At 46.5% G+C, this 26,011-nt stretch carries 21 protein-coding genes; 15 read left to right on the forward strand and 6 right to left on the reverse strand.

What is annotated here, in order from left to right:
- Positions 1–55: 55 nt before the first annotated feature.
- From ACMXI2_RS13570 to ACMXI2_RS13640, 15 genes are all read left to right on the forward strand, one after another.
- Positions 56–676: a TetR/AcrR family transcriptional regulator gene (locus tag ACMXI2_RS13570; RefSeq protein ID WP_483782102.1), complete on the forward strand. Its 621-nt coding sequence runs from the start codon at positions 56–58 to the stop codon at positions 674–676.
- Between the two features lie 65 nt (positions 677–741).
- Positions 742–2,019: a TolC family protein gene (locus ACMXI2_RS13575; protein ID WP_483782103.1), complete on the forward strand. Its 1,278-nt coding sequence runs from the start codon at positions 742–744 to the stop codon at positions 2,017–2,019.
- A 13-nt stretch (positions 2,020–2,032) separates the two neighbouring features.
- Positions 2,033–2,983, forward strand: a complete 951-nt coding sequence (locus tag ACMXI2_RS13580) for an HlyD family secretion protein (protein WP_483782104.1) — start codon at positions 2,033–2,035, stop codon at positions 2,981–2,983.
- Positions 2,980–3,897 (forward strand): ABC transporter ATP-binding protein, encoded by a 918-nt coding sequence (locus ACMXI2_RS13585; protein WP_483782105.1) that lies wholly within the window; start codon positions 2,980–2,982, stop codon positions 3,895–3,897. Before ACMXI2_RS13580 ends, ACMXI2_RS13585 begins: the two co-directional genes overlap by 4 nt.
- 11 nt (positions 3,898–3,908) lie before the next feature.
- Positions 3,909–4,652, forward strand: a complete 744-nt coding sequence (locus ACMXI2_RS13590; protein ID WP_483782106.1) for an ABC transporter ATP-binding protein — start codon at positions 3,909–3,911, stop codon at positions 4,650–4,652.
- Positions 4,653–4,661: 9 nt separating this feature from the next.
- Positions 4,662–5,768, forward strand: a complete 1,107-nt coding sequence (locus ACMXI2_RS13595; protein ID WP_483782107.1) for an ABC transporter permease — start codon at positions 4,662–4,664, stop codon at positions 5,766–5,768.
- Positions 5,765–6,880, forward strand: coding sequence for an ABC transporter permease (locus ACMXI2_RS13600; RefSeq protein WP_483782108.1), 1,116 nt, complete (start codon positions 5,765–5,767; stop codon positions 6,878–6,880). Before ACMXI2_RS13595 ends, ACMXI2_RS13600 begins: the two co-directional genes overlap by 4 nt.
- Positions 6,881–7,235: 355 nt before the next feature.
- Positions 7,236–8,639 carry a 3-isopropylmalate dehydratase large subunit gene (leuC, locus tag ACMXI2_RS13605; RefSeq protein ID WP_483782109.1) on the forward strand — a complete coding sequence of 468 codons (1,404 nt, stop codon included), beginning with the start codon at positions 7,236–7,238 and terminating at the stop codon, positions 8,637–8,639.
- 40 nt (positions 8,640–8,679) lie between these two features.
- Entirely contained in the window at positions 8,680–9,276 is a 597-nt protein-coding gene (gene leuD / locus ACMXI2_RS13610) for a 3-isopropylmalate dehydratase small subunit (RefSeq protein WP_079472130.1), read from the forward strand.
- A gap of 17 nt (positions 9,277–9,293) precedes the next feature.
- Positions 9,294–10,817, forward strand: a complete 1,524-nt coding sequence (locus ACMXI2_RS13615) for an alpha-isopropylmalate synthase regulatory domain-containing protein (protein WP_483782110.1) — start codon at positions 9,294–9,296, stop codon at positions 10,815–10,817.
- An 18-nt stretch (positions 10,818–10,835) separates the two neighbouring features.
- Positions 10,836–11,909: a 3-isopropylmalate dehydrogenase gene (gene leuB, locus ACMXI2_RS13620; protein WP_079472131.1), complete on the forward strand. Its 1,074-nt coding sequence runs from the start codon at positions 10,836–10,838 to the stop codon at positions 11,907–11,909.
- Between the two features lie 225 nt (positions 11,910–12,134).
- The gene (locus ACMXI2_RS13625; RefSeq protein ID WP_483782111.1) at positions 12,135–12,704 is read left to right on the forward strand and encodes a dihydrofolate reductase family protein; all 570 of its coding nucleotides are present in this window, start codon (positions 12,135–12,137) and stop codon (positions 12,702–12,704) included.
- Between the two features lie 173 nt (positions 12,705–12,877).
- Positions 12,878–15,325 carry an outer membrane beta-barrel protein gene (locus ACMXI2_RS13630; protein ID WP_483782112.1) on the forward strand — a complete coding sequence of 816 codons (2,448 nt, stop codon included), beginning with the start codon at positions 12,878–12,880 and terminating at the stop codon, positions 15,323–15,325.
- Positions 15,326–15,344: 19 nt separating this feature from the next.
- Entirely contained in the window at positions 15,345–15,836 is a 492-nt protein-coding gene (locus ACMXI2_RS13635) for a MarR family winged helix-turn-helix transcriptional regulator (protein ID WP_483782113.1), read from the forward strand.
- A 46-nt stretch (positions 15,837–15,882) separates the two neighbouring features.
- Positions 15,883–17,154, forward strand: coding sequence for a Na+/H+ antiporter (locus ACMXI2_RS13640; RefSeq protein WP_483782114.1), 1,272 nt, complete (start codon positions 15,883–15,885; stop codon positions 17,152–17,154).
- A gap of 207 nt (positions 17,155–17,361) precedes the next feature.
- On the opposite strand, the gene ACMXI2_RS13645 is transcribed toward ACMXI2_RS13640, so the two are convergent.
- The 6 genes from ACMXI2_RS13645 to ACMXI2_RS13670 form a co-directional block, all read right to left on the reverse strand.
- Positions 17,362–18,045: a GNAT family N-acetyltransferase gene (locus ACMXI2_RS13645; RefSeq protein WP_483782115.1), complete on the reverse strand. Its 684-nt coding sequence runs from the start codon at positions 18,043–18,045 to the stop codon at positions 17,362–17,364.
- 60 nt (positions 18,046–18,105) lie between these two features.
- Positions 18,106–18,909, reverse strand: coding sequence for a 3-keto-disaccharide hydrolase (locus tag ACMXI2_RS13650; RefSeq protein ID WP_483782116.1), 804 nt, complete (start codon positions 18,907–18,909; stop codon positions 18,106–18,108).
- A gap of 335 nt (positions 18,910–19,244) precedes the next feature.
- On the reverse strand, positions 19,245–20,006 hold the full coding sequence (locus ACMXI2_RS13655) for a hypothetical protein (protein WP_483782117.1): 762 nt from the start codon (positions 20,004–20,006) through the stop codon (positions 19,245–19,247).
- A 110-nt stretch (positions 20,007–20,116) separates the two neighbouring features.
- On the reverse strand, positions 20,117–21,580 hold the full coding sequence (locus ACMXI2_RS13660; protein ID WP_483782118.1) for a hypothetical protein: 1,464 nt from the start codon (positions 21,578–21,580) through the stop codon (positions 20,117–20,119).
- Between the two features lie 92 nt (positions 21,581–21,672).
- Positions 21,673–24,900, reverse strand: coding sequence for a TonB-dependent receptor domain-containing protein (locus ACMXI2_RS13665; protein WP_483782119.1), 3,228 nt, complete (start codon positions 24,898–24,900; stop codon positions 21,673–21,675).
- Between the two features lie 109 nt (positions 24,901–25,009).
- A complete protein-coding gene (locus tag ACMXI2_RS13670) occupies positions 25,010–25,978 on the reverse strand; it encodes a FecR family protein (RefSeq protein WP_483782120.1) in 969 nt (322 codons plus the stop codon).
- Positions 25,979–26,011 lie beyond the last annotated feature (33 nt).

The following is a 26,011-nucleotide window of genomic DNA, read 5'->3' on the forward strand; positions in this document are numbered from 1 at the left end:
TTGAAAAGCTGTTCAATTTTCTATCTTTGTAAAAATATTAAACCCAGCACCCGATATGGCGGTAAGCGAAAAGAAAGGAAATATGGATGCTTCCACGGAAGAGCGGATCAAAGCCGCAGCCAGAACTGTGTTTACAAAGAAAGGATACCAGGCTGCCAAAGTGAGGGATATTGCAGCAGAAGCAGATATTAACCTCTCGCTGGTTAATTATTATTTCCGCAGTAAGGAAAAGCTGTTCCAGTTTGTGATGGCGGAGGTAGTGGAGAAATTAATTACCGCGGTAACGCTGATCCTCAATAACGAGCAGCTAACCGTGCAGCAGAAGGTGGAGCAGGTGGCCAATCACTATATCAACTTATTGCTGAAAAACCCGGACTTCCCGTTGTTTATGGTGAATGAGATCTTTGCCGGCACCGATGAGTTGTTGAAGGATAACCGTAAAGATGCCATCTTCCAGTCGCATTTCTTTAAACAGCTGGCCGCCCTGCAGAAAGAAGGAAAGCTGAGTATCCACCCGATACAGTTAATGATGAACCTGATAGGCTTTGTGGTAATGCCTTTCCTGGCCCGGCCGTTGCTGGAAAGGAATAAGGTGGTAAAATCAGGGGAATTCACTGCCCTGATGGAAGAACGGCGAAAGCTGATACCCATCTGGATCAAAGGCATGCTGAAATAGCTGCTTTTTTTTGCCTGGAAATTGAACAACTTTTCAAAACAATAATTCAAACTGAATGTTGCACTATGAACTTATTTAAAGCTTTGTGCTGTTTCATACTACTGGGGCCTCCGGTGGACAGGGCATGGGACCAGCCGCCTGCTCTCACCATTGAAGAGTGCTATACCCTGGCCCGGCAGAATTATCCGCTGATCAAACAATACGACCTGATCAGCCGCAGCAGCAGGTATTCGGTGGAAAATGCGGGCAAGCTGTATCTGCCGCAACTCACCGTAAGCGGACAGGCAACGTACCAATCGGAGACCATCAACTTTGGCGAGGTGATCCCTCCAACGCCCGGTGTAACTTTTCCTTCGCTTAGCAAAGACCAATACAAAATACAGGCGGAGATCTCCCAGCAAATCTATGATGGCGGCGTAAGCAAGCTACAAAAAGAAAGCAGCCGCGCCAATGAAGCCATACAGCAACAACAGCTGGAGGTAAACCTCTACGCCATCCGCGACCGGGTTACGCAACTCTACTTCGGCATATTGCTGATGGACGCGCAACTGGAACAAAACAGGTTAAGGAAAGCAGATCTGCAAAGCGCCACAGATAAAGTACAGGCAGCCCTCAACAATGGAGTAGCCTACCGTAGTAATGTGGATGAACTCAAAGCGGAAATCATGAACACCGACATGGCGGCCACTGAATTCAGCGCTAACAGGAAAGCCTATATGAAAATGCTGGAAGCTTTCATACACCAGCCGCTGAGCGATAGCACCCACCTGGCATGGCCTGCACCCGTGGCGCCACAACAAGGTATACATCGACCGGAAATTACTTATTATGATATCCGGAAAAAAGCCTTCGACGTACAGGAAAAACAACTGCAATCAGGTTACCTTCCTAAACTGAGCGCTTTTTTCCAGGGCGCCTATGGCCGGCCTACACTGAATATCGTTGATAATAAATTCGGTACCTGGTGGATGGGCGGCGTAAGATTTAGCTGGTCGCTAGGCAGTCTCTATTCCCTGAAAAACAACCGGCAGCTGCTGGACATCAACCGGCAAAACCTTGATGTGAGCAGGGAAACTTTCGTGTTCAATACCGGCATGAGCCTGCAGCAACAAAACCAGGATATCGATAAGTTTGCCACCCTGATAGAACAGGATGACAATGCCATCACGCTCCGCTCATCTGTTCGGAAGTCGGCACAGGCGCAGCTGGATAACGGTGTTATCACCGTGCATGAATACATCTCCCAGCTGAATGCAGAGAACCTGGCGAAACAATCGCGGATCCTCCACAGCATACAATTGTTACAGGCTCAATACAATTATAAAAACACCTCCGGGAACTGATTAATTATTGCATATGAAATACAACATAATACCTAGTATAGCCCTTGTGATGATGATCCACGCCTGCGGAAGCGGCAAAAATGACTATGACGCATCGGGTAATTTTGAAGCAGATGAAGTAATCGTATCTGCAGAACAAACCGGTGAAATACAGTCCTTCACCATTAAAGAAGGCGACAAGCTCACTGCCGGGCAGTCCGTTGGCCAAATTGATGTAACCATCCCTACCCTGCAAAGAGAACAGGTACAGGCATCTATCAATGCGCTAAAAGAAAAAACCCACGATCCCGTACCGCAAACGGAACTGGTACGCAGGCAACTGCTGGTGCAGGAAGCACAACTGCAGCAACAATACCGGGAAAGAACACGGACCGAAAACCTAGTAAAAAGCGACGCCGCCACGCAGAAACAACTCGATGATATCAATGCCCTCATTGTACAGCTGGAGCGGCAACTCAGCGTAACCCGGCAACAACTGCAACTCAACAATTCCAATACTTCTACCCAAAACCGCACCATACTCAGTGAAAAAGCCCCGCTGGAAAAATCGCTGGCACAGTATGCAGAACAGATCCGCAAAGGACAAATCATTAACCCGGTGAGCGGTGTAGTGCTGCTGAAATATGCGCTGCAGGGAGAAATGGCCACCATTGGCAAACCGTTATACAAGATTGCCAATATCGATACCCTTTACCTGAAAGCTTATGTAACCGGCGTTACCCTTCCGCAAATCAAGCTGGGGCAACAGGTACAGGCGCGCATTGACCAGGGCGAAAAGAATTATAAATCATACCCCGGTGAAATTACCTGGATCTCTGATAAATCTGAGTTTACGCCTAAAACCATTCAAACAAAAAATGAACGGGCCAACCTCGTGTACGCCATCAAGGTAAGGGTAAAGAATGATGGCTATCTGAAAATAGGCATGTATGGTGAAATGCTGATTAATAAAGCATCCAAATGAGCGCGGTAATACTGGATCATATCACCAAAACTTACGACAAAGGTAAGGTGTTGGCAGTAGATGATGTTTCTCTGCAGGTGGAGGAAGGCGAGCTGTTTGGCCTGATAGGCCCGGATGGCGCCGGCAAAACGTCGATCTTCCGCATCCTCACCACCTTGTTGCTGCCTGATAAAGGCTGCGCCAGTGTACGTGGTTATGATTGTATAAAGGACTATAAAGAGATCCGTAACAGGATCGGTTATATGCCGGGGAAATTTTCCCTGTACCAGGATCTGACAGTAAAAGAAAACCTCGACTTCTTTGCTACCCTCTTTGGAAGCACCATTGAAGAAAACTACGAACTCATTAAGGATATCTACGAACAGATAAAGCCTTTCAGCGACCGCCGCGCGGGTAAGCTCAGCGGGGGGATGAAACAAAAGCTGGCACTGTGTTGCGCGCTGATCCACAAACCGGAAGTATTATTCCTCGACGAACCTACTACCGGTGTGGATGTGGTATCGCGTAAAGAATTCTGGGATATGCTGAAGCAACTGAAGCAACAGGGCATTACCATCGTGGTGTCTACTCCCTATATGGATGAAGCTGTGCTTTGTGAAAGGATTGCACTGATACAGAATGGTAAAATTATGTCGGTAGACACGCCGGATAATATCATGGCAGAATTCCCGGTGAAACTCTATGCCATCAAGGCGGACAATATCTATCACCTGCTGACGGAACTGCGTAGTATGCCGGAAATAGACAGCAGCTTTGCTTTCGGAGAATACATCCATGTTACACTGAAAGATGCCGGCGCGGATATCGATACGCTACAGCGTAACATAATACAACGGGGACATACACACGTAGATATAAAATTAATTCATCCCGGCATTGAGGATAGCTTCATCCGGTTAATGAACCAGGCATAAAACAGGATATCATGGAAGAAAAAGTGATTGTATGTAAGGATCTCACGAAACGGTTTGGCGACTTTTACGCCGTCAATAAAATTTCCTTTGAGGTAAACAAAGGAGAGATCTTTGGGTTCCTGGGCGCCAACGGAGCAGGTAAAACCACTGCCATGAGAATTCTCTGCGGGCTCTCCCACCCTACTTCCGGCGAGGCCTCTGTAGCGGGTTTTGATGTATATAAAGAACCAGAATCCATCAAGAAGAATATTGGTTATATGAGTCAGAAATTTTCCCTGTATGAAAACCTGACAGTAGTAGAAAACATTGAATTCTTTGGCGGCGTGTATGGGGTTTCTTCTTCCGAGATCCGCAAGAGAAGCGATAACCTGATCCAAAAATTAGGGCTCACAGCAGAAGCAAAGAAACTCGTAGGTGCGCTGCCGTTAGGCTGGAAACAAAAGCTGGCTTTTTCAGTAGCTATCTTTCATCAGCCGCGGATTGTGTTCCTTGATGAACCTACCGGTGGCGTGGATCCGGTTACCAGGCGGCAGTTCTGGGATATGATCTATGAAGCGGCAGCAGGCGGCATCACCATTTTTGTAACCACCCACTATATGGATGAAGCGGAGTATTGCAACCGCGTTACCATCATGGTAGATGGAAAAATAGAAGCATTGGATGCTCCTGCTAACCTGAAAACGCAGTTTGAGGCAGATAATATGGACGAAGTATTTTACCGGTTGGCCCGCAGGGCCAAAAGGTCGGGCGACTAAAACATTTCTATGAAACAGCTTCTTGTTTTTATCCGGAAAGAATTTTTTCATGTATTCCGCGACAGGCGGACCTTACTGATTATGTTTGGTTTACCGGTAGCGCAGATTGTGCTGTTTGGCTTTGCACTCACCAGCGAGGTAAAGAATATTACGCTTACGGTGATTGATAACTCGCGGGATGTAAATACGCAGCAGCTGATCCGTAAAATAAAATCATCTTCCTATTTTATCGTAAATGAAACTTCTATCGATTATAGCGATATAGAAGACTCCTTTAAAAAAGGAAAAGCAAAATGCGCATTGATCTTCCCTGCAGGCTTTGGCAACGATCTGCAGCATGGCGGAAAGGCGCAGCTACAGATCATTGCCGATGGCTCCGATCCCAACACCGCCAAAACCGTGGTAAACTATATCACTGCTATCACAACGGCTTACCAGCAGGAAATCAGTCCGTCGCAGCAGTTACCTTATACCATTGTTCCTGAATCAAGGATGCTGTACAATGAAGAAGGCAACGGCTCCCTGAATTTTATTCCCGGTGTAATGGCCCTGGTGCTGATGATTGTATGTACCGCACTCACCTCGGTATCTGTGGTACGCGAAAAAGAACTGGGTACAATGGAAATATTACTGGTATCTCCTTTTAAACCGCTGATGGTGCTTATTGCTAAAACGATTCCTTACCTGATCCTGTCGCTGGTAAATTTTGTCCTGATCCTGGTGCTGGCGGTATTTGTGCTGGATGTAGGCATTAAGGGCAGTATCCTGTTGTTGTTTATGGAAAGTATGCTGTTTATCATTACCTGTTTGTCATTCGGGCTGATGATCTCCAATACCACCAACTCTCAGCAAACGGCGTTGCTGCTGTCGATGATGGGGCTGATGCTCCCTACCATGATCTTTACAGGTTTTATGTTCCCAATTGAAAATATGCCGAAGGTGTTCCAGATCATCTCCTATATTATTCCTTCCCGGTGGTATTTCCTGATCATCAAATCGGTGATGCTTAAAGGACTCGGATTTGAATATGTCTGGAAAGAAACGCTGGTGCTGCTGGGCATGACCATTATACTGCTCACTGTTGCCCTCAAAAACTTTAAAACGCGGTTATCATGAAAGTGCTGGGTTATCTATTGAAAAAGGAGTTCAGGCAGATCTTCCGGGATAAAACGATCCTGGCCATGATGTTTGCCATGCCTATCATACAGCTGGTCATTCTCCCTCTTGCCATGAACTTTGACGTGAAGAGCGTCAATCTTGCCGTAGTGGACAAGGACCACAGTTCCTATTCCCGTCAGCTGATTGCGAAAATAGGCGCCTCCGGTTATTTCAAAATAGTAGCAGCCGAGCCTTCCTTTCAGCGTGCCATTACCTATATTGAAAGGGAAAAAGCCGATGTGGTGCTGGAGATCCCATCCAATTTTGAAAGCAACCTGGTAAGGGAAGGGAAACAACGTGTAGGGGTATCCGTAGATGCCATTAACGGCACCAAAGCTGCCATCGGCGGCAATTACCTCATGAGGGTGATCGCTGACTTCAATAAGGATATCCCCATTAATACCGGCAGGAACATGACGCAGCCGGCGGGTATGATTGATATAGCTTATTCCAACTGGTTTAATCCTTTGGCGGAATACCGGTTTTATATAGTGCCGGCAATACTGGTGTTGCTGCTTACACTGATCGGCGGCTTTATGTCGGCCCTCAATATTGTACGGGAGAAGGAAGTAGGCACCATAGAACAGATCAATGTAACCCCCATTCGGAAGTGGGAATTTATTCTCGGTAAACTCATTCCCTTCTGGGTAGTGGGCATGATTGTATTTACACTTGGTTTGCTGGTGGCCTGGGGGATATATGGCATCTGGCCGGTGGGGAGTTTTGTAACACTTTATGTACTTGCCGCGATATACCTGGTAGCATTGCTGGGCTTTGGTTTATTGATATCTACCTATACCAATAACCAGTTGCAGGCCATGTTTGTAGCATTCTTTTTTATGATGATCTTTATGCTGATGAGCGGGTTGTTCACCGCCGTGGACAGTATGCCGCCCTGGGCAAAGATGATCGCCAACTTAACTCCTGTCACGCATTTTATAAAAGTAATCCGGATGATTGTGCTGAAAGGGAGCGGCTTTGCAGATGTACAGATGGAGCTGTTGTATCTTGTATTGTTTGCCCTGTTGCTAAATGGATGGGCCATCTTTAATTACCGGAAAACGAGTTGAATATTTTTTGTTATTTTTTGTGACAAAGCGGTGATCTTCCTCAAAAAAGGTCTCCGCTTTTTTATGATCTTCCGTGCGTCGGCCCTAAACACATTACGTTTTTACACAGTATATATCTCCTTAACGTATTACTAACCGCGTGTGATTATCCAAAATAAGGTGGTTTCCAAGCTTCCTTTCAAAAAATTACAAATCACTGACTATCAGCAAAATACACTGTAAACCAGGCTCAAACGCCCGTTCCTTCTGCTATTTCAGGGCCTTTTAACGCGTATCGTTAGAAAAAATATTGAAATAAAATAGATTTTATGAATAAATTTGAACAATCAAGTAGCTACTTTTAAAATTTTAAAAAATGAGCAATAAACCCGCTACCTTATTTGACAAAGTATGGGATTCACATGTTGTGAGGAAAATTGAAGATGGTCCGGATGTATTTTTTATCGACCGCCACTTTATTCATGAAGTAACCAGCCCTGTGGCTTTTCTTGGAATGGAAAACAGGGGTTTAAAGGTAATGTTTCCTGGAAAGACGTTTGCCACAGCTGATCACAATACGCCAACTATTAACCAGCATTTACCGGTACAGGACCCGCTTTCCGCCAACCAGCTGAAAGCCCTGGAAACCAATTCCAACAAGTATGGTATTTCTCATTGGGGATTAGGCAATCCGAAGAATGGTATTGTGCATGTGGTAGGTCCGGAAAATGGTATCACCCTGCCGGGTATGACCATTGTATGTGGTGATTCCCACACCTCCACCCACGGCGCTTTTGGCGCTATTGCATTTGGTATCGGTACTTCTGAAGTAGAGATGGTACTTACTTCCCAGTGTATTATGCAGCCGAAGCCAAAGAAAATGCGGATCAACGTAACGGGCAAACTTGGAAAAGGTATTACGCCGAAAGATGTAACCCTTTATATTATTTCCAGGCTCACCGCAGCCGGCGCTACCGGGTACTTTGTGGAATATGCGGGCGATGTTTTTGAAAACATGAGCATGGAAGGTCGTATGACCGTTTGTAATATGAGTATTGAGATGGGTGCGCGCGGTGGCATTATTGCGCCGGACGAAACCACCTACAACTATATCAAAGGACGTGAGAAAGCGCCAAAAGGAGCAGCATGGGATACCGCGCTGGCTTACTGGAAAACGCTGCGTACAGATGAAGGCGCCACGTTTGATAAAGAGTACACTTTTGATGCGGCCGATATTGAGCCAATGATCACTTACGGTACCAATCCGGGTATGGGTATGGGCATCACCAAACATATCCCTTCTGCGCTGGCAGGCGACAGCAAATCCAGCTACGAAAAATCATTACAGTACATGGGCTTCCACGAAGAAGAAGCCATGCTGGGCAAAAAAGTAGATTATGTATTTATAGGCAGCTGCACCAACGGTCGTATTGAAGACTTCCGTGCATTTGCTTCTATTGTAAAAGGAAGAAAGAAAGCAGATCATGTAACTGCCTGGATCGTTCCCGGATCACACATCGTAGAGCAGCAGATAAAAGAAGAAGGTATCCTGGATATCCTGACAGAAGCCGGTTTCCAGCTGCGTCAGCCCGGATGTTCTGCCTGCCTGGCGATGAACGATGATAAAGTGCCCGCCGGCAAATACGCCGTGAGCACCAGTAACAGGAACTTTGAAGGCAGACAGGGACCTGGTTCCAGGACCATGCTGGCCAGTCCGCTGGTAGCCGCTGCTGCTGCAGTAACCGGCGTGGTAACTGACCCGCGAGAACTGATTGCTTAATCATCCCCTTCTTACAAATTTCATAAACGATCAACAAAAAATGGCTTACGATAAATTCACGATATTAAGGAGTACAGCAGTACCCATGCCCATTGAAAATGTGGACACCGATCAGATCATTCCTGCACGATTCCTGAAAGCTACTGAGCGCACCGGCTTTGGCGATAACCTGTTCCGCGACTGGCGCTATGAAACAGACGGCACGCCAAAAAAAGATTTCGTTTTAAACAACCCGATCTATTCCGGCAAAATACTGGTAGCAGGTAAAAACTTTGGCAGCGGCAGCAGCCGTGAGCACGCTGCATGGGCGATCTACGACTATGGGTTCCGTTGCGTAGTATCCAGCTTCTTTGCCGATATCTTCAAAAACAACTCTTTAAATATCGGTATCTTACCAGTACAGGTAAGCCCCGAATTCCTCGATAAAATATTCACAGCGATAGAGTCCGATCCCAAAGCGGAAGTGGAAATCAACCTGGAAGCGCAAACCATTACCATCCCGGCTACCGGGGAAAGCGAGTCCTTTGCCATCAACAGCTATAAAAAGCACAACATGATGAATGGCTATGATGATATTGATTACCTGCAGGCCATGAAGGACGAAATAACAACATTCGCCGGCAAGAGCCTGTACTAAAACATTCCATAAGTATTATGCCAGTGACCCAGCGCCACGTTGAAATAATGGACACCACACTCCGTGACGGTGAACAAACCAGCGGAGTATCTTTTTCGCCATCAGAGAAACTAACCATTGCACAGCTTTTACTGACAGAGGTAAAGGTTGACAGGATTGAAATTGCCTCCGCCCGGGTTTCAGAGGGTGAATTTACTGCGGTAAAGGCAATTACCAAATGGGCCAAAGCCAACGGCTTTCTGAACAAAGTGGAAGTACTCACCTTTGTGGATGGCGACGTTTCCGTAGAATGGATGCTGAAAGCCGGCGCCAAAGTAATGAACCTGCTCACCAAAGGCTCGCTCAATCATTTAACCCACCAGTTAAAGAAAAAGCCCGCGGAACATTTTGCAGAAATAGCCGCCGTGATTGCACTGGCCAATAAAAAAGGACTGGAATGCAATGTGTACCTGGAAGACTGGAGCAATGGTATGCGACACTCCAGGGAATATGTATTCCAGTACCTCGACTTCCTCCAGAAGGTACCTGTAAAAAGGATCATGCTGCCGGATACATTAGGCGTACTCACGCCCGATGAAGTAAAGGAATTTGTTTCCGACATCGTGCAACGCTATCCGAAAAGTCATTTTGATTTTCATGCGCACAACGACTACGACCTCGGCACCGCCAACGTACTGGAAGGCGTAAAAGCAGGCGCACACGGCATTCACCTGACCATTAACGGGATGGGTGAAAGAGCCGGTAACGCTTCGCTGGCCAGCGCCATCGCTGTATTAAATGACTTTTTGCCGGATGTAAAAACCTCCGTGGCAGAAACTTCATTGTATACCGTGAGCAAGCTGGTGGAAACCTTTTCAGGATTCCGCATCCCGGTGAATAAACCGATTGTGGGAGAAAATGTGTTTACCCAAACAGCCGGTATTCATGCGGATGGCGACAAAAAAAACAAACTGTACTTCAGTGACCTGATGCCAGAGCGTTTTGGCCGTACCCGCAAATATGCACTGGGTAAAACCAGCGGCAAAGCCAATATTGAAAACAACCTGCAACAGCTGGGCATTAAGCTGTCGGACCCCGATCTGAAAAAGGTAACGCAGCGGATCATTGAGCTGGGCGACCGGAAAGAAGTGCTTACGCAGGCCGATCTGCCTTATATCATTTCCGATGTACTGGACAGCAACCGGATCGAGGAAAAGGTGACCGTAGAAAACTATGTGCTCACCCACTCCAAAAACCTGAACCCTTCTGTTACCGTGAAGATCTCCATTAACGGGGAAGTATTCGAGGAACATTCACAGGGCGATGGCCAGTACGATGCATTCATGAATGCGTTGAAGAAAGTATACAAAAAGCTAAAGCTGGAACTGCCCACCCTGGCGGATTACGCGGTGCGCATTCCTCCCGGTGGTAAAAGTGATGCGTTGTGCGAAACCATCATTACCTGGAACCTGAACAACAAAGAGTTCAAAACCCGGGGACTGGACAGCGACCAGACCGTATCTGCCATTAAGGCCACACAAAAAATGCTGAACCTAATCTAAACTATCAATAACAACTGAATGGCTACCAAACATATTTTAATAGTTCCGGGTGATGGAATCGGACAGGAAGTAACTGCAGTAGGAAAAAAAGTATTGGATAAAATTGCTGCGAAATTCGGGCACACCTTTACTTATGATGAAGCGCTGATAGGCCACGTAGCCATTGAAGCTACCGGCAACCCATTGCCGGACGAATCGCTGGAAAAGATGCGTAAGTCAGATGCCGTGCTGTTTGGCGCGGTAGGTCATCCTAAATACGATAACGACCCTTCTGCCAAAGTAAGACCCGAACAGGGCCTGCTGAAAATGCGCAAAGAGCTGGGGTTGTATGCCAACCTCCGTCCGATTAAATTATTTGATGAATTACTGGGCGCATCCAGCATCAAACCCGAAATATTAAAGGGCGCCGATATCCTGTTCTTCCGGGAGCTGACCGGCGACATTTACTTTGGTGAGAAAGGCAGAAAAAATAACGGCGACACCGCCTATGACATAGCGGAATACAGTCGCTATGAAGTAGAACGCATTGCCCGTAAAGCTTTTGACGCGGCAAGAACCAGGCGGAAAAAACTGTGTTCCGTAGATAAAGCCAACGTAATTGAAACTTCGCGTCTCTGGCGTGAAGTAGTACAAAAGGTAGCGTTGGAATATCCTGACGTGGAAGTGGAACACCAGTTTGTGGATGCCACCGCAATGCTGCTGATCAAGGACCCGCGCCGCTTTGATGTGGTGGTTACAGCTAACCTGTTTGGCGACATCCTGACCGATGAAGCATCGCAGATAGCCGGATCAATGGGCATGCTGGCCTCCGCCTCTATTGGCGATGGCACCGGTGTTTATGAGCCTATTCATGGCTCCGCGCACGACATTACCGGTAAAGGCGTAGCCAACCCGCTGGCTTCCATCTTATCTGCTGCCCTGTTACTCGATATCTCCTTTGGCATGAAGGCAGAATCAGAAGCCGTGATCAGCGCTGTTGATGGTGTATTGAAAGCCGGCTTCCGGACCGGGGATATCGCCGACAAGCAAACGCCGGCCGATAAAATACTGGGTACCAACGCGATGGGAGAAGAAGTGCTAAAATTACTTTAGGCAATACTGACAATCTATAAAACAAATGCCTCCCTTTGGGGAGGCTTTGTTGTTTTATGCCTTAAGTACGCTTCATCTACGCTTTAAGTACGCTTCATCTACGCTTTTGAGGCGGACTTGATCAGCAATATCCCTGACGGAATCCCGCCCATAAATGTCAGAATTGCACCACATAGGTATTCAATTTCCGGGGTATGTTTGTGCTGTACTTAAAAACATATCATTATGAGAAGAATAGTTTCCTTCATGCATGTTTCCCTGGATGGTTTTGTAGCCGGACCTGCCGGAGAAATGGACTGGATCAGTGTGGGCGATGAAATATTTGATTTCGCCGCACAACGTGCCAACGAAGCGGATACCGCCTTATATGGCAGGGTTACCTACGAAATGATGGACGCCTACTGGCCTAATGCCGCCGACCAACCCAATGCCAGTAAACACGATATTGAGCATTCCACCTGGTATAATAAGGTAGATAAAATCGTGTTGTCTAACACGATGAATGGAGTACAGAAAGATAAAACCACGGTGATCAGTGATGACATCTCCGGAAAAATCAATGCCCTGAAACAGCTGCCCGGCAAAGAAATTATCATGTTTGGCAGTCCCGGCGCCACCCGGTCGCTCATGCAACACCACCTGGTAGATGAATTCTGGCTGTTTGTAAATCCCATACTATTAGGCGAAGGCATTCCCCTGTTTAAAGATATTAAGGAACGGGTAGCCCTGAAATTAGTGACAAGTACGGCCTTTCCTGATTCGGGCGTGGTGTGTTTGCACTATGAGAAAAAATAAATCTCCCCCAAAATGGAACGGCTGATAGCATCTATCAGCCGTTTGTATATTTGCCGCTCATCATCTTCTAAAACATCCGGTAAGTACATACCTATATTTCCTGTAATAACCTTCCCGTCATAGCGTACAAATCCCGTAAATAATCTACATTAGCAAGAAATAAACCCCTACAGATGAAAAAGAAAACGGTCTTATTTATTGCCTTTATAATTTCCGTCACCACTTACATAAATACCTGCCTTTCGCAAGTAAAAGCTCCGGTTTTTAACATCAGCGGCCAGCTCCGTGCCGATGATTCGGCTTTGCTGAAAGACGTGGTGATACAATTGCTGAACGCCACGGATAAGAAGATGGTAAAAATTGAATACGCCGACAGCACCGGCAGGTTTACCTTTGAGCAAATCCCTGCGGGCAGTTATGTGATTGCCACGCAGAGTATGATTTTCGGGAGATATGAATCTGCCCCGTTCCTGCATGAAAAAAATACAGCGGCCGGTACTATCGCGTTGCAGATGAAGTCAACCGCATTAAAAGAAACATCGGTTACAGCGGTGAAACCCTTTATCCAGCAGCAATACGACAAAACAGTACTGAACGTGGAAGGTTCCATTTCCGCCGCCGGCAGCACGGCGCTGGAAGTACTGGAAAAGGCGCCTGGTATTACCATTGACCAGAACGATAATATTGCCATGCGGGGGAGACAGGGCGTACTTATTATGATAGATGGCAAACAGGTGCCCATGTCGGGGCAGGACCTGGCCAATATGCTGCGGAATATGTCGGCCAGCCAGATTGAAACCATCGACCTGATCACCAACCCTTCTGCTAAATATGATGCCGCCGGCAACGCCGGTATTATCGATATCCGGCTGAAGAAAGGGAAGAAATCCGGCGCCAACGGGAATGCGTCTCTCAGCCTGAGCCAGGGCAGGTATCCCAAAGTAAATCCATCTTTCAACTTCAACAGCAAACAGCAACGCCTCAATATTTTCGGCTCTTATAATTATAATTACCGGGAAGAGGTAAATGATCTTACCATTTACAGGCAGTTTTATGATGAAAATAATGCCTATACCGGCGGCAACAACTACCAGAACTTTTTCAAATTCCGGAACAACAATCACAATGTGCGTTTGGGAGCTGATTACAACATCAGTAAAAATGCAGTAGTGGGCTTTGCTGCCAATGGCATGTTCAATGCCAGCAACATTACCACCCATAGTGTAGCCCAATCTGTTGATGCGCACCAGGCAAATACGGGTTCCTTTATTACACTGGGTGATAACTATCCCGGCAGGAACAACCGGAGCATCAACCTGAATTACAAACACACGCTGGATACCAGCGGGCGGGAACTCACCGCCGACCTGGACTACGCCCGTTTCTCCTCTTCCGAAAAACAAAATTATATTACCCGCTACTACGATAGCCGGCAGGTGGAAAGCAAAACGCCTTATGCGCTTTTTGGCGACTTAAACGGCGAGCTGAGTATCCGTTCTGTGAAAGTGGATTACACGCAACCCCTGAAAATGATTGGCGCCAAACTGGACGCGGGCGTTAAAAGCAGCTGGGTGAAATCAGATAACGATGTGCAGTTTTTTGACAGGAGCAATGGCGGCAATGTTTTAGACCAGGGAAAAAGCAACCGTTTTATTTATAAAGAAAATATCAATGCCGCTTATGTAAATGCCTCCGGAAAATGGAAGCGTTTAAGCATCCAGCTGGGCCTGCGGGTAGAAAATACACAGGCCGACGGATTCCAGGTAACCAACGCCGAGACATTTAACCGGAACTACACCCAGCTGTTTCCCAGCGGATATGCAGGCTATGAATTCAATGCCACGCACGACCTGGGGCTTTCGGTGAGCCGCAGAATTAACCGGCCCTCCTACCGCCAGCTGAATCCTTTTAAAGTATTCCTTGACCCGCTGACTTCCTCTGCCGGAAATCCTTTCCTGTTGCCGGAAATCACCAACTCGTTTGAAGTAACGCATACCTTCCGGCAGCAGTACACCACTAAATTAGGGTATAGCCGTACCCGTGATAATATCCTTACCGTATTATCGCCGGATGAAGCACCGGGTGCGGTGATCCAAACCGGCAGGAACCTGGCGAAGTACGATTATTATAATCTCAGCCTGGGCTTCCCTGTAAATATCCGCAAGTGGCTGAGCAGCACTAATACCGCCTTGGTGTATTACGGCCGCTACAGCGGTAACCTGGTAAATACGGATCTTAACGTGAGCAGGGTATCCTTCAATTTCAATTCGGTGAACACGATCACTTTAAATCCGGTGACGACTATTGAAGTGACGGGCAGTTATGAAAGCCGGTCGTACTACGGTTTCCTGGATATAGGCAGTTTCTGGTTTGTTAGTGCCGGTGCGCAGCGGCAGCTATGGAACCGGAAGGCATCCGTAAAACTGAATGTGGCCGATATTTTCTTTACCAATCAAACCAATGCGGTAACCCGGCTTACCGGCTATGGCGAAACATTTAAGCAGAAAAGGGATACGCGGGTAGCCACGCTCACCTTCAATTATAAATTTGGCGGGAATGGCGCCGGTAACATTAAAAAGAAGACCGGCGGCGCCGAAGAGGAAAAACGCAGGGCAGGATAAAAATTTATACTTTTATTGTATGAACTTAGTTACCGAACTGGAAGAACTGGCCCTGGCCACCCGTTTGAAACGGCTGGCGGAACGCTTGTCGCAGGATGTGAGCCAGATATACAAAGAATCGGATCTGGACTTTGAAGCAAAATGGTACCTGATCCTGGAATTGCTGAGCCGTGAAAAAGTGATGGCTATTACGGAGATCTCTTCTTCGTTGCAACTGAGTCATGCTGCGGTGGTACAGTTTGCGGAGCAGATGCAGGCGCATGGTCTTATTAAAACAGCGCCCGATACCAAAGATGCGCGGAGACGACTTATATCCCTGACGCTTGCCGGTAAGCAAATGCATAAAAAGATCGGTCCTGTTTTGCAGGTGATCAAAGAAGAAAACAGGAAATGGCTGGCCGAAGCCAGCGCAGACCTTTTGCAGCTTTTATCTGAACTGGAGAAATCGCTCGATGAAAGAAGTATGTATAAGCGTATTAAGGTGAGCCTGGTAGAGCAATCTGCCAGGTGAACCGGTTATCTCATTAAAACTATACATTTGCAAACAAGCAAATGTTATGGAGAATTACAGCATCGTCATTTTTATACTGGCCATTATGATTGTGCTGTCTGCGGTGGCAGACAAGATAAAGTTACCATACCCGGTGCTGCTGATTTCTGCGGGAATAGGCATTGGATTTATTCCTGCCCTGCCAAATATTACGCTGAACCCCGATATTGTGTTTCTGATATTTCTCCCGCCATTGCTCTATGACGCTGCATTTAACATCTCCCCACAGGAATTTAAGACCAACTTCAACACTATTGGCACGCTGGCAATTGGTTTGGTATTTTTAACAGCTGGGGCAGTAGCGGTGATTGCGCATTATCTTATTCCCGGTATGAGCTGGCCGCTGGCTTTTGTGCTGGGCGCTATCCTGTCGGCCACAGATGCCGTGGCTGCGATGAGCATTACCAAAGGACTGGGGCTTTCACATAAAACGATCACCATCCTTGAAGGGGAAAGCCTGATCAACGATGCTTCCGCGCTGGTAACCTATCGCTTTGCGATTGCGGCAGCCACTGGAACCGCCTTTGTATTCTGGAAGGCTACGCTGGAATTTATTATACTTATGGCCGGCGGCGCGCTGGCAGGCATAGTGGTGGGCAGGATACTGGCCGTGATCCTGAAAAAGGTGCATAAAAACGACCTGGTTACCATCAGCTTTATGCTGCTCATGCCTTTTGTTACCTACCTGATGGCAGAAGAACTGCATGTATCCGGCGTGATTGCCGTAGTGGTGCTGGGCCTGGTAATTGCAAGGATCAGCGGGAAGGTTTTCCCGGAGAAATTGAAGCAGCAGTCCAGGTCCATCTGGGATATTATCATCTTCCTGCTGAACGGGCTTATCTTTATTATCATCGGGCTGCAATTTCCCTATATCATTAAAAGCATACCCAGTGACCAGATCCTGCCATATATCGGCTATGGGTTTATTATTACAGTAGCCGCCCTGCTGTTACGCATGGGCAGGGTATTCCTCCAACAGATCAATTTAGACCAGGCGTTCAAAAAGGGCAAGGGCAGGATCACTGAAAACGCCCTGCTTGATTTCAAGAACAGCCTGATCATCAGCTGGTCCGGTATGCGGGGCATTGTATCGCTGGCTATTGCCATCGGCCTGCCGTTGACGCTGAAAGACGATGCGCCGTTCCCGGAGCGGAATGCGATCATATTTATTTCCGTGGTAGTGGTGTTGTTTACCCTTATCGGGCAGGGTATTTCTTTACCGTGGCTTGTAAAAGCCGTAAAACTCTCCCCGGCAGATAATAAGAAAAAGCAGCACTGATTGATTACTTCCCGGATGCTTCGGCAATGCCCCGGACATGGGTATGTTTATGTTATGGACTATCCATGCACTATCCATACTGTCCCACATTTCCCATATAGTGTATTGATTCCCGGTTTGGACCGGGCGTTGGGTCGTTGTTTGCGGCCATTGGTAGCAAATTTTATTTTATTGTGCAGGCGGTGTATGGGAAGTAGCTCCATTCCCTTACTTCTTCACCCGGTAGAAACTGATGTTCCTTCTTTGTTCAAAGCCCATATGTTCATATAAACGGACCGCCCGTTCATTAGTTCGGGTTACATGTAAAAAGGAGGTAATGCCCGCGCTGTCGTGCTGATAACATAACTGTGTAATCAGCTTTTGCGCATATCCGCGTCCCGTATGCTCCGGGTGTGTGCAAATAGCGCTTAATTCTGTAAACCCGGTTAGCTGCATCCGTTCGCCAGCCATAGCGATGAGCCGCCCGTTGTGCCGGATGCCATAGTAATTGCCCATCAGGCGGGTACCGTGATTAAAAAAGCCGGGCTGGATGCTATTGATCAGTTCATACATATCGCCGGCATCTTCCGGTCCCAGCAGGGAAATCATTGCCGCGTCTTCTTCTGATAAAGGTACGGGCATAGCTCTCCGTACCATCTGGGCGCAGGGCAATTCATTTTCTACTGTCCATCTGCCTGGTAATACGGGCAATTCGCCGATGATATAAAATGTTTCCCCCGCATCAATCAAAGCGTCAAGTGCAGCGATGCTGGCGTCATTCGTTTGCCGGGCGGCAACAAAGGGCGCAACTTCCCGCTGGTACCTTTTAGCCTGGTCTGTTCCTTGTGCAAAGCGTGCATGCTCACTGGTTAACGCACCCCAGGCGGGGTTGTCTAAAATGGTTTCCTTCATGGGACTAAATTATGTATTTACAAGAAGAAATAACCGGAGCAGCATACTTTTTTATACCTGTTAATGTTCCAGGTTCAATATTTCTATTCTTCTGAAATCAACGGGTTGTCCTTCGCTTTGCAAGGCAATAAAGCCTTTGGAGAGTAGTTTGCCATCTACTTTAATGGTAGTGTCGTAGTTCTTTACCACGCCGCCGCCAATCTGCGGTTTGGAATACTGTAATACGGTGTCGCCGTTGATGATGTGTGTGATCAGGGAATCGCCCAGTACAATGAGTTCCCCCCTTACCCATTGCTCGCCATCATATGTTTTGGAGGTAGATTCAATACAATGCGTTTCGTCCAGTTTTCCCTTGTATACCACATTGGTGCCCGGGGAGCACATGTTACCGGTGGGCCGTGGCTTTCCATCTCCCAAACCGGCCAGCAGCTGCATTTCCACTGAGATGGGCCAATCCTGCTCTTTAGGCATGGTACGCGGGTCCTGGGAGTGAAACATTACGCCGCTGTTCAGCAGGGTATATTCCGGCGCAGACGGATACCATTTTCCCACAAACCGGTATTCAAATTTGAGATGATAATGCGAGAAGGGTTGTTTGTAATAGAGATGCCCGAACTGATCGTTAAAATCACCGTACTGGTCGTAGCGTATTTTGATGATACTGTCTTCCACCCGGAAAGTATTTCCGAAGTTTTCTCCTGTTTCATGGTGATGGATTTTCACGATCCAGTCGTTGATATCTTTTCCATTAAACAGGGACACCCACTCGGGTTTCTTATCCTGCTTTTTTGCTTCATTACAGGAAATACTGCCAGCCAGCAGTGCTATCATCAGCAGTTTACGTGACATACGGGTTTTGTTCATATAAATAATTAGAAGTTTTATTTTCATTTCTCTTTTTTCCGGCTGCCCGGTTTTGGAAATACCTGGTATGTTTGCGCCCATTTGACGTGCCCGGTTGTTTTTCTATTTTTGAAAGATGGCAACAGGCTGATACCTCCCTCATATGATTCTGCTTTCCAGTATTGATCCTGGTTTTACATTCATGGGTTCACACAGTTTTATTACTACGTCTGCGGCTATACCGGATTCCCGTTAAAATAAAATAAAACGGACAGAAAAGTAAATAAACCGGATGATTGGGGGAATATTTTTGAGGGAAAGGGGGAAAAAGCCTGGCTGGGCCAGGCTATAAGGTATTATAACTGGAATGTTACCATTACGTCGGGAAGCATATATATTTTTGAGCCGGTGTCATAAACATAAGGGACAATTGAAATGCCGTTAATAACACCATTTACGGCGCTGGCAGCATTATCTTCATTAATGAAAACAGAGGCAGAATTCGCCGGCATCCCGTAATCTGTGTAATATTCCTGGTAGCCATCCACACCACTTACCGCATCCCGTATTATGGCAACATACAGATTTCTGGTACCATCTTCACTGTTGGCAGGTAATACGATTTTCTCCGACATTGTGCCCAGGGCAATATTTCTTATGGTAGTAACGGAATCGGCAGGATTTGCCGTATAGTCTTTACTGTTATTGCGATAGATAGTAACATTTATTTTCCCTGAGCCAAAGCCGGTATATTTATTTATAAGGATGAAAGCGATACTATCACTGGAGGGCCGTTCAAAATCACCTGGCTTTACAAACCGGTTAAATCCCAATGAAGGTTCATATGCATAGCCGAGTGATATCTTTTCAGAACTAACCGTCACCGTAGTATCTTTTAGTACATCAGTACTACCGGTTTTCCGGATACTGATATTTAACTGGTTCTTTTGTTTCAGCACCACGTTAAAGAAGCTTCTGCTTGTTGTTTGGGTTTGTGCGAGTTTCCCATCTACCAATAAATCCAATGTATCACCGGTATTAAACACAAAAGGGATATATACTTCCACAAATTTCTCCCCTTCCAGCAATGTTCCCTTTTTACAAGACAGCAACTGCATACCGAATAATATGCCCAACAAAAATATTACAGTAGAATACCTCATTTTATAAAACGTTGATTAAAAAGTGGCTGATCTGCAAAACAGACCAGCCACGCCATAAAGAATAATTAATAAGCAAAAACAGTCCATCCGCTGGCCCAATTGTTGGCAGTAGTACCATCAAATGCGCCTCTGTAGGTAGTACCGGTTAAACCAGCTGGTAAACCTGTAGTTAAACCACCGGTTAAAGCAGGTGAAGCAATAGCAGGAGTACCTGTTCTTGGCAGGTAGAAACCAGCAGTGCTTCTGTTGAACGGAGCAACCAGTTTGAGGGAAGCATTTGGATCAGCAGCAACATATGATGTGTTGTTGTCAACGCCATCAGGATAAGGTTTGGTGCCGGCATATGCAGGGCTGCTGGTAAATGCCAGGTTGAAAGCATGTACCATGTTGTTTTTAATGATTGAAGTACCATCGCTATATCTCTGCTGAGTAGTCTGGTCTGCTGCAGTACCACCGGTTGGAACGGTGTTGTCCAGCAAAATACCATTGTTAAAGCCGAGGAATACGGAGTTGTACACTTCAAAACGGCTGCTTCTTCTCCACTGTGCTGCTACACCATATTTACCGGTAGAAGAAGGCAGGAAAGTAGTTTTGGTAGCCAGGGCCTGGTTAGGCAGACCAATGATAGTCAGGTTGGCGATCAGTGGTTTAGTAATCGGCAAACGTGGCTGACCGATGTTGTTGTTGTCTGATTCGATACCATTAGAACCGCTCTTATCTGCGCGGGTAGAATCTTCTACTACCAGTGCATACTGAATGCGGCCACGGTAACCGTTGTCAAAATCCAGACCATCGTCCAGCGGGTTAACAACTACTACGTGTGTTACATTTACAGTACCACCAAAGAATTCGATACCATCATCAGCTGCTTTGTACACTTCTACGTAGTCGATTTCAGTTCCGCTACCAACGCCGGCCAGGGTAAGACCATTGATTTCATTGTCTGTTGCCAGTTCAAAACCTGCGTACTCGATACGAACATATTTCAGTTTACCTGAATTGTCTGTATCAACAGAACCTCCGTAGTAAGGAGTCAATGGAGGAATACCGCCAATACCTTCCACTTTGGCTGTATCGCCATTGTTGGTAGAAGCTCTTCCAAGGATGATGATACCGGAAGTTTGACCGGCAGCTGGAGATGCGCTATTGGTAGTAAACACAACCGGAGAAGTAGAAGTACCGTTGGCTTCAATTTTTCCACCGCGGGAAACTACCAGACCACCGCCTGGGGCAACACCAGGAGTACCTGGAATTCCTTTAATAACAGAACCGGCATCGATCTGGATAACATCGAGGGTATCGATGTATACCAGTCCGCTCAGCAGGTAAGTACCACCTGTGAGGTGAATGGTATCACGGATAGTTTTTCCGGTACCTAAGATACCACTGAGAGTGGCACCGTTTGCGGGCACAATCTGGGTTGCACTTACAGGACGGTTGTCCTGTTGTACATCTTTTTTGCAAGATGCTGTGAACACGCTGGCAGCCAGGATAGTTGCAGCTGCGGCGTAGAGGTTAAACCTGGTCATCAAATAAAGGATTTAAATTAGAAAATAACAATGTTCGAAACTGTATATACCGGTATGAATACATTCAGATTAAGTAAAATGCCTGCCTATTGTTAAAAGCTATATCCCAGCGTAAAGCTGTAAGTCCTGCCTGGCTTTGCCTGATAAAATAATAAGTCCTTGTTTTCCTGATACAACATGTCCTTTACAGGATGTTTCTTCCCTTCTCCCATATCTCCATCTCCCGCATTTTGATATATGATAGAATAGCTGTTGAGCAGGTTACCGACATTGGCGCGAAATAACATTTTATCCTTCAGCAGGTGAAAGGCAATTTGTCCATCAAACGCTTCTACCGGGCGTTCATACAGCGATAAATAAGAATTCTGATTAGGCATGAACAGGCGGTTACTCACATAATTATACAGGATGCTAACGGATATGAATTTCACATCGTAGTACACACCCCCATTGATCATATAGTTGCTGGCCCCCTGTTGTGGTCTTTCTTCCCAATCCCCGATATCCTGTTTCAGCACCATCTTCTTTGATCCCGCTGGTTCTTCCACATAAGTAGGGTTAGTGGCTTTCCGCACCCGTGAAAACAGCCTGGTTCCATTGCCGTACAAGGTGAGGTTGCGGATCACCGGCACATCAATAAAAGACAACGATTTCCTGACTTCCATCTCCACCCCCCGGTTCTCCGCCTGGTGATTATTACGCAGGGAGAACTCGTTAACAGCGTTAGCCTGGTAGATCTCCATCGGGTTAGCTATTTTCTTATAGAAAATAGACAGGGATAAGATTTCACCGGGACCGGGGTAATATTCATACCGGAAATCCAGGTGTTTTAATTTGCTGGATACGATAGGTGTTGAGCTGTTATATTCTCCACCCAGTTCAAAATCATATTCGCTGAAAAAGGACAGTTCACGCAGATCCGGCCGGATAATGCTCTGGGCGTATGTTGCGCGGAAGTTCATTTTAGGCGTAAGGCTGTAAGTGAGACTGGCAGAAGGAAACAGGTTCCAGTTCTTTTCCCTGTTATACAATGCGCTCAGGTCGTAAGCGTCATGGTCTGTAATTTCACCGATACTTTTTTCCAGCACCTCATTAATCCGGTTGATGTCATAATATTCTGCCCGCACCCCCCATACCAGCCGGAGCTTACCAGCCAGTTTGTGATCAAACATGCCATAAGCGGCGTGCAGAGTAGCATTGCGTTGGAAATTATCAGAGAAGTCATCAAATGCAAACATATAACCTTCATGAGCAGGATTAAAGAAATAATCTATCGGCTGGGGAGTTTTAGAATTGTATCCACCTGTGCCGGCACGGGCTACGAAAAAGGAGCGGTCCTTATACCAGCCGGCATACCCTGCTTTAAAAGTATTGGTAACGGTGGCATTCCCGATATTAAAACGGAAGGGCACTACGGTGTTCAGATCCCAGTTCAGATCCGATTCATAAGCACGTGTCCACCAGCGCATGGCGCCATCAATACCGCGGGATTGTGGAGGGCCTACCATCATGATAGGAGAAGTAGTAAGGCTGTCGGCCGGAGCAGGTGAACGCAGGTAGTGATTATCCGGCCGTTGCCGGTCGAGGTGCACATAAGTACCAGACCACTGTACTTTAATGCCTTTACCACCAACTACATGCTCTCCTTTCAATTGTGTTTGCCATAATTTTGTCCATTGCACGTTGTCATAAAAACCAATCATCGGCGGTGCATCTGCAATACCGCTGCCATCTGTTCCCTTTCCCATGAGAAGCTGCTGATCCAGTGTGTTCAGGTAAAGACTTTGCAGGCTTATTTTATGTTTGCCAGCACTATATCCCATTCCCACAAGGAATCCGGTATTGGTGGAGAAACCGTATTGTTTACCTTTGAACAAAACGGAGTCACTCCCATTTACCAGGCTGGGTGCATACATATATCCGTCTTTCCCTCCCATCCGCACGTCTTGCGTTTGTAAGGTGTTGCGATAGCTGGCACTTGCTATCAAACCCAGCTGCCGGTCTTTACCAAGATTGAGCACATGTCCCCATGACAACTGGTAGTTTTGCGAAGGACGTGCATTCCTCTGGTATACTTTCCAGTTGTTGGAGATAGAAGCCGGATCTTTTAGTACATGCCCACCACCTGTTGTACTGCTTGGATTGGTATTGGCCAGGATGTCATCCAGGTTTTTCCAGTTCAGTTTTCCAAAGAGATTACGGTGAGAAGACGGTTTGCCGAGATACTCGCTGCCTCCAATTTCCAGGCTGTTGAATGCTTTGCCGGTAGTATTATCATTAATGCTGCCACCAATGGAAATGGTAAAAAAGTTTTCAGTAGGAATGGCTTTTGTTTCCACGTTCACCAGTCCGCCGCCAAACTCCGCACTCATGTCTGGTGTGATGGTTTTATATACGGTGATGTTATCAATAATATTAGAGGGGATAATATCATAACTGAAGTTCTTCCTGTTCAGTTCTGTGCTGGGCATGATCTGGCCATTGAGCATAGCGGCATTGTAACGTTCGCTCATACCACGTACCACCACGTATTTGTTATCTACTGTTGTTACCCCGCTGATGCGTTTCAGCACCTCTCCCACATTTTTATCGGGTGTGCGGGCAATCTGTTCTGCACTGATGCCATCGGATAAGCCTGCGGCATTTTTCTGTTTATTATAAAGCGCGGAAATCGTTTCCCGTTTTGCCGCGGCGCTTACCGTTACTCCTTTGAGATTGGATGATGAGGTAGCCAGCATTACATCTTTCAATGTTACCTTACCCGCTTTTACCACCACATTGTTAAAGGTGGACTGAGAGAAGGCCAGGTGGCTGAAACGTATGTTGTACGTACCTTCCGGCAGCTGAAGACTATAAGTACCATCTACCCGGGAAGTAGTAACATGATTATTATCCCCGGCAAAAATGGTAACGCCGGGTATAGATTCATTCTGGTCATTAAAGATCTTTCCCTGCAAAGTGCCTGTCAGCGCCTTACTGGCCGCAGCAGCTTTACGGTCTTCATTACGGATAGCGATGATATTGTCTTTCAGTTCCACGTCGAGCGGAAGTTGCTGATCCAGTAATTGTAATAATCTGGATAAGGAAAGGGGGCCTTTGGGAATATTGATGCTTAAAGATTCCACCTGGGCGGGATCATACAGGTACCTGTAGTTTCCCTGCTGCTGCAATGATTTCAGGATGTCTTTCACCGGTTGTTTTCCGGCAGGGAGTTTTACCGTTTCCGATAATCCCTGGTATTGCCGGGCGTGCAAAAGTGAACTGTTGAGGAGAGAAACAAAACACATCATTAAGCATAATCTGCGTACAAATGGCATCATTGATCGTATAGCTTTTATATTGTTTTTAAAAACGCCCCATATGGGCAATGGTATAGCTGCACAGTAGTTTCGACTGCTGACAGGTTAAAAAATATGAACAGGTATGTAATTAGTTTTTAGTGATTGTGCATCCTTCCGGTGTATATTTCACCTGTAGTTTGTGTACGAAGGTGATGGCTGATATAATTGTTTTGAAATCGTCTGACGTATTAAACATCCCTGAGATACGCTGCTGACCTGCATCCCCTTTTGCAATCACCTTTTCACCATACTGCCAGGATAATCTTCTGCATACTTCTTTCAACGTGGCATTATTAAAATAGATTTTATCTTTCATCCAGCCGGTAGCATTAAAAACCGCGCTGTCGGTGATGGCTTCCTGCATATTATTTCCTTCAAAGTTCACGGCCATTCCCGGTGTGAGTACCTGTGTATCGTTGCTGTCGGCCGATGCCACGGCTACTTTTCCTTCCAGTAAACTGATACAGATAGCCGTATCCTGCCGGGTGAATGCACTGATGTTAAAGGCAGTTCCCAGGGCGGTAGTGGTTACATGCGCCGTGTGCACGCGGAAAGGCAGACTGCTGTTTTGCGCTACTTCAAAATAAGCTTCTCCAATCAGTTCCACATCACGGGACGCTTCATTATAATTATCAGGATAACGGAGCACGGCATTTTTATTAAGCCATATGCGGGTGCCGTCTCCCATTACCACAGACCTGATATCGTTGCCGTGATTATTTAACTCCTTCCACTGCTGGCGGGCGATAGGGTTCAACGGCGTTTTCTTTCCGGAGGTTAAAAACAGGAAATATGCGGCAGCGGAGAGGATCAGCATACCAGTGAATACGGCCGCCCATTTCAGACCCATGTGCCGTACTTTTGTATGCGATGGCAATTCAATAGCAGGTGGCACTACCTGTATGGTGGGTCCTGCTGCTGCTTCTGCCCATTTGCCATGTAAAAATTCATCCAGCAGGGTGTGATCTGCTCCCTGCAGGTACGCTTCAACAGTTATCCGTTCTTCTGCAGAACATTGTTGTTTAAAATAACGATCCAGTAATTGCTTCGTGATCACCTTTTTTATTTTGAATGATGTAACTAAATACCA

It is taken from the genome of Chitinophaga sp. G7 BAM 1005 (genome assembly GCF_057126945.1).